Annotated in this window: 8 protein-coding genes and 1 pseudogene; 1 reads left to right on the forward strand and 8 read right to left on the reverse strand. The window is 58.9% G+C overall.

What is annotated here, in order from left to right:
• Positions 1–209 (reverse strand): annotated as a pseudogene (locus D1641_RS17760) (leucyl aminopeptidase); the annotation flags it as partial.
• Between the two features lie 427 nt (positions 210–636).
• Here D1641_RS17760 and D1641_RS17765 point away from each other — a divergent pair.
• Positions 637–1503, forward strand: coding sequence for a MurR/RpiR family transcriptional regulator (locus tag D1641_RS17765; RefSeq protein WP_160668130.1), 867 nt, complete (start codon positions 637–639; stop codon positions 1501–1503).
• Positions 1504–1581: 78 nt separating this feature from the next.
• On the opposite strand, the gene D1641_RS17770 is transcribed toward D1641_RS17765, so the two are convergent.
• From D1641_RS17770 to D1641_RS17800, 7 genes are all read right to left on the reverse strand, one after another.
• A complete protein-coding gene (locus D1641_RS17770) occupies positions 1582–2367 on the reverse strand; it encodes a sulfite exporter TauE/SafE family protein (protein ID WP_160668132.1) in 786 nt (261 codons plus the stop codon).
• Positions 2368–2371: 4 nt separating this feature from the next.
• Positions 2372–3487 carry an anaerobic sulfatase maturase gene (locus D1641_RS17775; RefSeq protein WP_160668134.1) on the reverse strand — a complete coding sequence of 372 codons (1116 nt, stop codon included), beginning with the start codon at positions 3485–3487 and terminating at the stop codon, positions 2372–2374.
• Positions 3488–3538: 51 nt separating this feature from the next.
• Positions 3539–4648, reverse strand: coding sequence for a GntR family transcriptional regulator (locus D1641_RS17780; RefSeq protein ID WP_160668136.1), 1110 nt, complete (start codon positions 4646–4648; stop codon positions 3539–3541).
• A 33-nt stretch (positions 4649–4681) separates the two neighbouring features.
• Positions 4682–6034 carry a sulfatase-like hydrolase/transferase gene (locus D1641_RS17785; RefSeq protein ID WP_160668138.1) on the reverse strand — a complete coding sequence of 451 codons (1353 nt, stop codon included), beginning with the start codon at positions 6032–6034 and terminating at the stop codon, positions 4682–4684.
• Positions 6035–6037: 3 nt separating this feature from the next.
• Positions 6038–7540: a tripartite tricarboxylate transporter permease gene (locus D1641_RS17790; RefSeq protein WP_160668140.1), complete on the reverse strand. Its 1503-nt coding sequence runs from the start codon at positions 7538–7540 to the stop codon at positions 6038–6040.
• Between the two features lie 15 nt (positions 7541–7555).
• Positions 7556–8071, reverse strand: a complete 516-nt coding sequence (locus tag D1641_RS17795; RefSeq protein WP_160668142.1) for a tripartite tricarboxylate transporter TctB family protein — start codon at positions 8069–8071, stop codon at positions 7556–7558.
• An 87-nt stretch (positions 8072–8158) separates the two neighbouring features.
• On the reverse strand, positions 8159–9121 hold the full coding sequence (locus D1641_RS17800; RefSeq protein ID WP_160668144.1) for a hypothetical protein: 963 nt from the start codon (positions 9119–9121) through the stop codon (positions 8159–8161).
• Positions 9122–9613: the final 492 nt, after the last annotated feature.

A 9613-nucleotide genomic window follows, 5' to 3' on the forward strand; every position in this document is an offset into this window, starting at 1 on the left:
GTGGCCTTGTCCTTGCCGCGGATGGGCATCATATAGATCCCGTACTCCGCGCCGCAGTTCAGAGCCGCCGCTGCCATGGCGTTGGCCATGCGCATGTCCGTCTGGGGGTCGATGACGATCAGCACCTCTTCTCCAGGCTTCACCGCCATCAGGTTCGACAGGATGTAGTTTGCGCGCTCTACACATTCAATAATACGATTGTCTTCCATAGTAACCTCCCTGATAAAATATGGTTCTGGTCCTTCCGCTGCAAATTTATTCGCCTTTTTATTATACTCTATAAGGCGAAGCAAATCAATCATTTTATTGATGTAAATGAATTATTTAAATCATTTACCTTTCACAGCACTATTTGCGAAAAAACAGGGGCTTTTGGTGAAAACAGCAACATATGCCAGTTAAAAGCTATAACCAGAAATAATTGTTAAAAAATTTTTTGTTGAATATTTACAAATACATTTCCTTCCACAGCCGCTTACATTTGTACTAAAAGCCAATAAATAATCAAATTTGTAATTTTTTGTAAAATTTAATTCTTCTGATTTCCCTTGAATATTTCTATAAATATGGTATTCTTATAGAAAATCAGAATTTATACCGATATTATGAACAAAAACAGGAAAGGTTGCGATTCAGGTGCATAAAGACATCCCCTATGACCAGCTGGGACCCTTGGAACGGATTCAGCTTCAAATGCCGTCCTTGAGCAAAACCCAGAGGAAGGTAGGAGAATACATCCTGGAGCATTATGATGAAGTGGCTTTTTCCACATCCGCCGCGGTCAGCAGGAGCTGTCAGGTCAGCGAATCCAGCGTAATCCGGCTGGCCACCGCGCTGGACTACGCCGGCTACTCGGAGATGCAGCGCGCACTTCAGGCCATTCTGAAAAGCCGGCTGTCCATGAGCAACCGTCTGGACCTGGTCCATGATTCCGACAGCGAGAGCGTTATGAACATGGTCCTTCAAAAGGGTATGGACGGCATACAGCGCACTATGCACACCATAAGCAGCCAAAACTTTCATAAGGCGGTGGAGCTGCTGGCCAACGCCAAGCGGGTGTTTCTCTTCGGCTCGCGCAGCTCCTACTCGCTGATCCACTTTTTCGCGCTGGAGCTGGGATGGATTCGGGACAACGTCCTGGCAATCAATATGCAGCAGCCTGAGATTGACGCCCTGTCCAGCCTTCAGGAGGGCGATGTGTTTCTAGCCATCAGTATGCCCCGCTACCTGCGGAGTACCGCCCAGGCAATCGCTCTGGTCCATCAGGCCGGCGTACCTACCATCGCCATCACAGACCGGCTGTCCTCACCTGTAATACCTTATACTACGGTCCCGCTGCTGGTGGATAACGAGATATTCTCATATTCAGACAATATCGTCCCCATCGTCAGCGTCATCACCGCCCTGCTCAACGCCGTCGGCGTCATGACAAGACCAAAAAGCAACGAGGCCCTAGCCCGGAACGAACAGGTCTGGGATCATTTTGGCATCTATCTCCGTTAGGGCTTGTTTGAAGCTTGTCAAAGGTCCTGACGACGGCCCATTCGCCGCCATACTCCCCCAATTTTCGCGGGAATCCCTTTAGCAGGTCAAATACCGCCACGTGTTAAAGAGACTGATTAGGATGATTACGGACATCAGCAAAACAAACAGCCATTCCACCGCTCCGCTGTCCATCCGCCGGTTCAGCCTTCGGCCCAAAACGCCTCCCCCCAGTCCGCCCGCCGCCATCAGCACCAGCGCGGGCCAGTGAAACTCCGGGACCGAGGCGGTGAACAGGGTGGTCAGCAGGCTGCACAGCTGGCTGAAAAAGATGATGTACAGGCTGTTGGCGGCGGCTGTTTTGGTATCCATACTGAAAAAGAAGTACATCACCACCAGATTGATGGGCCCGCCGCCGATCCCCAAAAAGCTGGACATGCAGCCCAGCACCAGGCCGATCAGGGCGCACGCCCATTTATTTCGGACCTGATGCGTAGGGATGCGGGATTTATTCAGGGTGTAGAGCAGCGTCCCCACCGTGACGGCGGCCAGACAGGCGGACTGAACCGCCCCCACCCGGCTGGGAGTGTCTGACAGCTCCCGCACCAGCGCGAACATCTGATTGCCCAGCAGGCCGCCCGCAGCCGCTCCGACAGCCAGCGGCGTCCCCACGTCCAGCGAGACCCTTTTCTCTCCCGCCAGAAGCGACCTGCCCACCGAGTAGCAGCTCATGGTCAGCACGGTGCAGCCGGATAAAAAGCTGATGGCGGACACCGTCTCCAGGTGGAACAGGTCCAGCACAGGCTTGATGATGACCCCGCCGCCGATGCCGCAGATGGCGCCCGCGGCGCTGGCCCCCAGGGCCACAAGAAAAAATATCAGCATGAGCTCACCTCGTCCTCAGCATGCTATGGGCCTGGCGCAGGCGGGGAAGGGCGTAGGCAAAAAATCCGGCGTAGGCCCGGCAGTAGTAATTGCGTCCCAGTCCGTCCTCCTCCACCGCCCGGTCCCGGCGGCACCCGTTGCGGCACAAGGGATACCAACGGCAGCTCCCGCACTCCTCCGGGATGCGCCGGGAGGCCTCCACAAAGCCAATTTTCTCCCGGGCCCGGTCCAGCTCCTCCCAGGAATCCCGTCGGATATTCCCCAGGCGGTATTCGTCCAGGCCGTAGAAGTCGCAGGGGTAAACGCTTCCGTCCGCCTCCACCAGATACTGCAGCCCACAGCACCCCCACATGGAGCACTGCTCCGGGGCGTGTCCGTCCAGCATCCATATCAGATTGTCAAAATACCGGATGGACCAGTATCGGCCCCGCTCCAGCTCCCGATACCACAGGTCAAACAGGGTCTTTAAAAAGCTCCCATACTGCTCCGGAGACAGGGAGTAGCCCTGTCCTCCCCGCGCCTCCTCCAGGGGGTCCAGACAGGGGATGTATTGCTGAAAGCGGAAGCCCCTTTTGCACAGGGCGGAAAAGACGCCCTGGATATGCCGGGCCAGATAGCCCGTCACCACCGTGAGGACGTTGTACTCCACCCCAGTCTCCTCCAGCAGGCGGGCCGCCTTCATCACCTGGTCATAGGTGCCCTTTCCAGCTCCGTCCCGGCGGAAGCGGTCGTGGCACTCCCGGGTCCCGTCCAGGGACAGGCCCACCAGAAAGCGGTTTTCCCGGAAAAAGCGGCACCAGTCCCCGTCCAGCAGCATCCCGTTGGTCTGAATGGCGTACCGGACCGCCAGCCCATCGGGGACCGTCTCTCTCACATAGGAGACGAAGTCCCGGTAGAAGTCCAGCCCCGCCAGGGTGGGCTCACCGCCCTGAAACAGAAAGGTGATCGAGCCCTCCGCCGCCCCCGCCGCCTTCTCAATCAGGGCGTGGCTCACCTCCCGGGACATCAGGCCGTAATTGGGCACGGCGCGGATGCTTGCCTCGTCGGCGTAGAAGCAGTAGGCACAGCGCAGATTGCAGGCGCTGGAGGCCGGCTTAATCAGGATGCTCAGGGGCGGCATGAAATCTCCTCCCTTTTGACGCGGGCCGCCCTTATGGGCGGCCCGCGCTGTCTATCTTATGGCGGGGCCGATGGACCGGCCCACAAAAATCTCCGGAGCCAGAACACAGGTATAGCCCAGGTCGTCACAGTCCCGGTTCCGGATCATCCGCGTCAGCCGGGAGGCCACCTCCTGGCCGATTCGGTAGCCCTGGTGGACGGAGCAGGTGACCCCCTCCGCCTCCCAGTCGTCGCTGGAGTAGTCAAAGCACACCAGAGAGCAGTCCTCCGGCACCCGCTTCCCCTGCTTTTCCAGCACCTGGCGCACCAGCTGGTAGAGCATGTAGTTGCAGCAGACCACTGCCGTACACCGGGGCAGACGCTTTAAGAAGCGGTCGATGGAGCGGGCAAAGCTGGGGTCGTGGGCCTCGTCGGAGACGCACCACTTTATGTAGTCGTCCTGATAAGCCACCCCGTTCTCCTGGAGGGCGGCGGCCATTCCCTGAAACTTCTCAATACTCTGGTAGTTGTCAGAGACAAACACCCCGGCGATGTTCCGGTGGCCCTCCCGAATAAGCAGGCCAATGAGCTCCTGAGCGCACCGCAGGTCGTTGACCACCACCCGGGGACACCTCAGGTTTTTGTAATAGTTGTTGTAAAAGATGACCGGAATCCGCTTCTGGTAGATTTTCTGGTAGCAGTCCAGGTTGGGGTTGAGCAGGCTGGCCTTCACGCCGTCCACGATAAAGCCCTGAAACCCCTGGTTGATGACGGTCTGGAGGCAGTGCCGCTCGTTGGCGAACTTGTTGTCCGTGAGGAAGGTGCGCAGGTCCACCTGGTCGGGGGGCAGGATGCTGCGGATGCCCTCCATCAGGCTGGAGTTGGCGTTGCCGTCCTGGCCCTGGAGGATCAGGCCGATCTTCAGCTTTCCGCCGCTCCCCCCCAGCTCCCAGGACAGGGCCGCCTCCTTGTCGATATAGGTGCCGCTGCCCTTTACCCGGAGCAGCAGCCCCTCCTGCGTCAGCCGCTCCAGCGCCCGGCGCACCGTCTCCCGGCTGACGGCCAGCTTCCGGCTCAGGGTGTTCTCTGAGGGGATCTTCGTATTGCTGGAAAACTTGTTCTCCTCAATATAGGCCCGCACCCAGAGATAGACCATCTCCGCCTTGCCGTCCAGCTCCTTCATAATGACCTCCTCGTCAGGCCGCGCAGCTCTCCCTCAGTCGGCAATCACAGGACGGGTCCCCTCCGCGCGTTCAATCCAGTCCAGCAGACGGGAGCGCAGCTCCTCCTTCACCTGGAGGTAGGCCGGGTCGGCTACCACGTTGTTCAGCTGGTGGGGGTCCTTCTCCATATCGTAGAGGAAGTCGTCGGCGTACACGTCCGCCGCCGCCGCCTCGCCCCCGTTTACGCCCGGGGCGTAGACGGAGTAGGTATACCGGGCCGTGCGGATGCACCGGCCCACCCGGCTCTCGGAGATCTGCGCGAAAATCTCGTTAAGTCTATTATCGTCCTTTTTCTCCACCACGTCAAGGAGGTTCTCCCCGATCATGGCGTCTCCCACATCCACTCCGGCCAGAGCCAGGATGGTCTTGGGCAGGCTGGCGGTGCTCACCAGCTCCTCCACGGCAACCCCTCCCTTGAAGGGCCCGCCGGCGATGACCAGGGGCACATGGAGGGCCGCGTCGTGACAGGAGCGCTTATAGTCGTCGTAGCCGTTGAGATGGGCGTCCCGGTTGCGGGTGAGGAAGTGGGAGCCGTGGTCGGAGGCGAAGATAATCACCGTGTTCTCATACAGCCCCTTCTCCTTCAGCCTGGCCACCAGCCGGCCCAGGTTCTCGTCCAGGCTGGCGCACTGGCCCAGGTAGTCCGGGTACTCCTCCGCTGCGTTGCCCCCCAGGACCTTCAGGTCCTCGGGCAGGATAAAGTCCTTAAACCGCTCCCTGGAGCCCTCCGGACCCTCGTAGTGCTTGCGGTCGTTCTGATGGTGGGGCTCGATCTGGGATATGGTCATAAAGAAGGGCTTCTTCCCGTCGTACTGGTCGAAGAACTCCAGTGCCATGTCGTTGATGCAGTCGGCCCGGTAGCCCTTGAAGTCCACCCGCTGGCCGTTTTCGTCAAAGACAAAGCCGTCATAGCCGTGGGAGGTGAACTCCAGCACATCGGCGGCCCGCCAGAAGCCGGTGTAGCCACCCCGCAGCTCCCGGGGAATGGCGGTGACGGTGTGGTCAATGGTGGGGGGCTTCTCCAGCTCCCCGTCGCTGGCCAGGTGCCACTTGCCGATGTAGGCGGTCTCATAGCCCGCCTCCTCAATGTAGCTGCCCAGGGTCTTCACCCCGGCGGGCAGCATGATGTTGTTCCGGAAGCAGCCCGTCTCGGTGGGCCACTTGCCCGTCTGGAACAGGGCCCGGCAGGGACCGCACACCGGCTGGGGGGAGAAGGCGTTGTCAAATTTGACCCCCTCCCGGGCCAGCTGGTCCAGGTTGGGCGTGATGTCCAGGGGCTGGCCGAAGCAGCCGCAGGTGTCCCACCGCTGCTGGTCGGTAAAGTAGAAAATAATGTTGTTGGGCATTTGTCAGTCCTCCTTTTGTGCGGCGGCCTTTCGTTCCTTCACCTTGCCACGGACAATGGCGCCCACCGCCGCCACGATGAGGACCAGGAAGATGATGCAGTACACGCTGCTGAAAAAGATGCTGGGGCTGCCGTTGGAGATGAGCAGGGCCCGGCGGAAGTTGGTCTCGGTCATGCTGCCCAGCACCAGGCCCAGCAGGATGGGCACGGGAGGCAGCTCCAGCTTGCGCAGAACCCAGGACAGGATTCCGAAAATCAGGGCCACGCCCACATCAAAGTAGTTCCCGTTGACGGAGTAGGCCCCCGCGAAGCAGAAAATCACAATGATGGGGGTGAGGATCTCCTGGGGGATGGACACCACCTTGGCGAAGAGGGTGGTGAGGAATTTGCCCTGGAGGCACATGAATATATTCACCAGAATCAGGCCCAGCATGATGGCGTACATGATGTCCCCCTGGGTGGTAAAGAGGCTCAGGCCGGGGTTCAGGCCGTTAATCATCAGGGCGGAGAGCATGATAGCCACCGTGCCGTCGCCGGGGATGCCCAGGGTGAGCAGAGGGATCAGGGTCGCGCCGGTGACGGCGTTGTTGGCCGACTCGGCGGCGGCGATGCCCTCCACCGAGCCGTGGCCGAACTCCTCCGGGTGCCTGGACATGTTCTTGGCGGTGTTGTAGCTGAACCAGGAGGCCTCCGAGGCCCCGGTGCCTGGGATGATGCCCACCAGCACGCCAATGATGGAGGAGACCAGCACCGGCCGGGCCATGCGCTTGTACTCCGCCTTGGTAATGACTCCGTCGTCCTTGATCTGAGTGGTATCCAGGTTGAGCCGGTCCAGACGCCGCTCCGCCTTTGCCATAATCTCCACCAGGGCGAACAGGCCGATGAGGCAGATGGCCAGGTCCAGGCCCAAATAGAGCCGGGAAATCCCGAAGGTGAAGCGGTCGTAGCTGGTCATGGGGTCGGAGCCCACGCAGGAGATGAGCAGGCCCAGGCAGGCGGAGATCAGGCCCTTAATCATGCTCTTGCCCGACACGCCTGCGATGATAGTCAGGCCGAACACGCAGACCATAAAGTACTCCGCCGTGCCCAGCTGGGCGGCAATCTTAGCCACCTGGGGGCCCAGGAAGAGGAGCATCAGGGCGGAGAACACCCCGCCGAAGGTGGAGGCGTACAGGGCGATTTTCAGCGCCACCTTGGTGCGGCCCTGCTGAGACAGGGGGTGTCCGTCCAGCATGGTGGCCGCCGCGTGGGGGGTGCCGGGGGTGTTGATGAGGATGGCGGACACGCTGCCGCCGTAGCCGCCGGCGCAGTAGATGCCCAGCAGGAACATCATGCCGGGGATGGCGGTCATGGAGTAGGTAACGGGCAGGAACAAAATGACGCACAGGATGACGCTCAGGCCGGGGATGGCCGCGAAAACCGAGCCGATAAACACACCGATGTTAATCCACAGGATGTTCTCCAGCGTGAACAGCAGGCCGGTGGCCGGAATGATATGCTGCAACATAAGCCGTCCCCCTCCTTAAAAGTCCACGCCCAGGGCGAAGCGGAAGGCCGCCCAGATGGCCACCGCCATCACCAGCGTAATGACATAGTAGGATTTCTTCCGGCACCGGAAGTAGAGCAGGAATCCCAGACAGCAGAAAATCGCTCCCACTACAAACAGGCCGGTGAGCTTGCTGAGCAGATAGGTGAGCACCAGGATGCCCAGAATGACCAGGGCCTTGATCTCCACCTGAATATTGATGACCTTCCAGTTCAGGGGCTGCTTCGTGACCAGCTTATACAGCTCCTTACCGATGAGCATGGCGCAGCACAGCAGCATCACCACTGTCAGCATGGTGGGGAAGGCCCGTCCGTTCACCACGTCCTTCTCAGAAATTGCCACCTGGTCGGGCATGACCAGCAAAACGCCAAGCCCCACAAGGAAAAACACGACGCCGGTCACCAAATCAATAGGAATACGAATCTCTTTCTCATGCAGCTTCCGGCCCCAGGCATCCATACGGCCGTTGAACTGCTCCACCCATTTGCTCATGGGGGAACCTCCTTTCCTGACTCAAAAAGGGGAATGGGCGGGATTCCTCCCGATCCCATTCCCCGCATATCCGCTGTGGTACTCAGATCAGCCGGCAACGATGTCCTTGTACTCGTTGACGATGTTCTTTACGTTTTCAACGTGGGCCTCCACATCCTCCACGGACATGGTGTCCACCTCCAGCAGCATGGTGTCATGCAGCCAGTCGGCGACCTCCTGGTCGGCCAGGATCTTGCCGTAGAGCTCCTTGAGTTCCTTCACCTTGGCCTCGTCGGTGCCGGCGCGTGCCATGACGAAGCAGCGGTTGCGGAAGTAGGGGTAGCCGTGCTGGCCCACGCCCTCTACGCCGGCGAAGTCGCCATTGGCGATGTCGTTCTCATCGAAGGCGCAGACAACGGTCACGCCCTTTTGCTGGTAGGTCTCCAGAATCTGGGACTGGTGGGAGACGGCGAACTGGGTCTCGCCCCGGGCCACGGCCTGGGCGGCCTCAGCGGCGGACTGGTAGGGGGTCAGCTTCAGCTTGTCGCCGGCGCCCATGGAGCCGAACAGAGCGGCGGCCAGGAAGGCCTCGGAGCTGGTGGCACCATTGACGGCCACGCTGATTTCATTGCCCTGGGCCACATAGGCCTCCAGATCGGCGATGCTGCCGATGTTCAGCTTTGCGTCGGCGGACAGGACGAAGATGGAGGAGTACAGATTCTCTACAAAGACGAAGTCCTCATAGCCGAACTGCATCTTGCTGGGATCCAGGATGGAGGTGATGGACAGCAGACCCTCGCCCACAAACACCAGCTCGGTGTCGTTGGCCTTGGTGTCGGCCACCCAGGTGTTGACGGTGGCGGCGTCGCCCTTGATGGCCTCGGCCACCAGGGTGATGGTCTCGGAATAGTCGGTGGACTTGGTGGCGGCCTGCTGGCTCACCATGGCGGCCACGCCGGAGGGGGCCCAGGGACAGGTGACCTTCCAGGTGGCGTTTTTCTTGCCGCAGGATGTGAGCAGCGCTGCGCACATGGCTCCAACAAGAGCAAGACTGAGAATTTTCTTTTTCATAACTATACTCCTTTTCCGTTTTATGTCAGACACAGGCTATGTCGCTTCATCCTGTGCCTGTGGTATTCTCAATCTAGCATAACTTATAACTCGATTCAACATCTTTTCCTCAAAAGCACATAAAGTTGTATGCTCCTTGTCCCAATTATAAAAACCTGTCTGGGAATCTCAGGTTTTTCATGCGTTTTATACAAATAACGAAAGAAAAATTTGAATTGCGGAGACCGTGTAAATTTTCAGGGCACAGGTAAAGTCAAGGACAGCATAGGCAAAGCCCAGGACAACCGCATCAATGATCCAGGTGATACTTTGATAAGGGGGATTGGGCTGGCGGGACAGCTTCCCGTCAGATTTTTGCGGCAAAAAACTGATAGAAAGCTGTGGCTTCAGGGCATCTTTATACACTGAACAAAAGAAAAACGCGGCCAGGTTGTATACAACCTGGCCGCGTTTTTATAGCCGTTTCAATAATACATATCGGCAGTCTTTCCT

Source organism: Colidextribacter sp. OB.20 (genome assembly GCF_009911595.1).
In the GTDB taxonomy this organism is placed as follows: domain Bacteria; phylum Bacillota; class Clostridia; order Oscillospirales; family Oscillospiraceae; genus Lawsonibacter.

What these genes read in the sequence shown, in the direction of transcription:
- D1641_RS17795 (WP_160668142.1), bottom strand. Translation starts at nt 8,071, where the DNA reads ATGAGCAAATGGGTGGAGCAGTTCAACGGCCGTATGGATGCCTGGGGC.
- D1641_RS17770 (WP_160668132.1), bottom strand. Translation starts at nt 2,367, where the DNA reads ATGCTGATATTTTTTCTTGTGGCCCTGGGGGCCAGCGCCGCGGGCGCC.
- D1641_RS17790 (WP_160668140.1), bottom strand. Translation starts at nt 7,540, where the DNA reads ATGTTGCAGCATATCATTCCGGCCACCGGCCTGCTGTTCACGCTGGAG.
- D1641_RS17775 (WP_160668134.1), bottom strand. Translation starts at nt 3,487, where the DNA reads ATGCCGCCCCTGAGCATCCTGATTAAGCCGGCCTCCAGCGCCTGCAAT.
- D1641_RS17780 (WP_160668136.1), bottom strand. Translation starts at nt 4,648, where the DNA reads ATGAAGGAGCTGGACGGCAAGGCGGAGATGGTCTATCTCTGGGTGCGG.
- D1641_RS17785 (WP_160668138.1), bottom strand. Translation starts at nt 6,034, where the DNA reads ATGCCCAACAACATTATTTTCTACTTTACCGACCAGCAGCGGTGGGAC.
- D1641_RS17800 (WP_160668144.1), bottom strand. Translation starts at nt 9,121, where the DNA reads ATGAAAAAGAAAATTCTCAGTCTTGCTCTTGTTGGAGCCATGTGCGCA.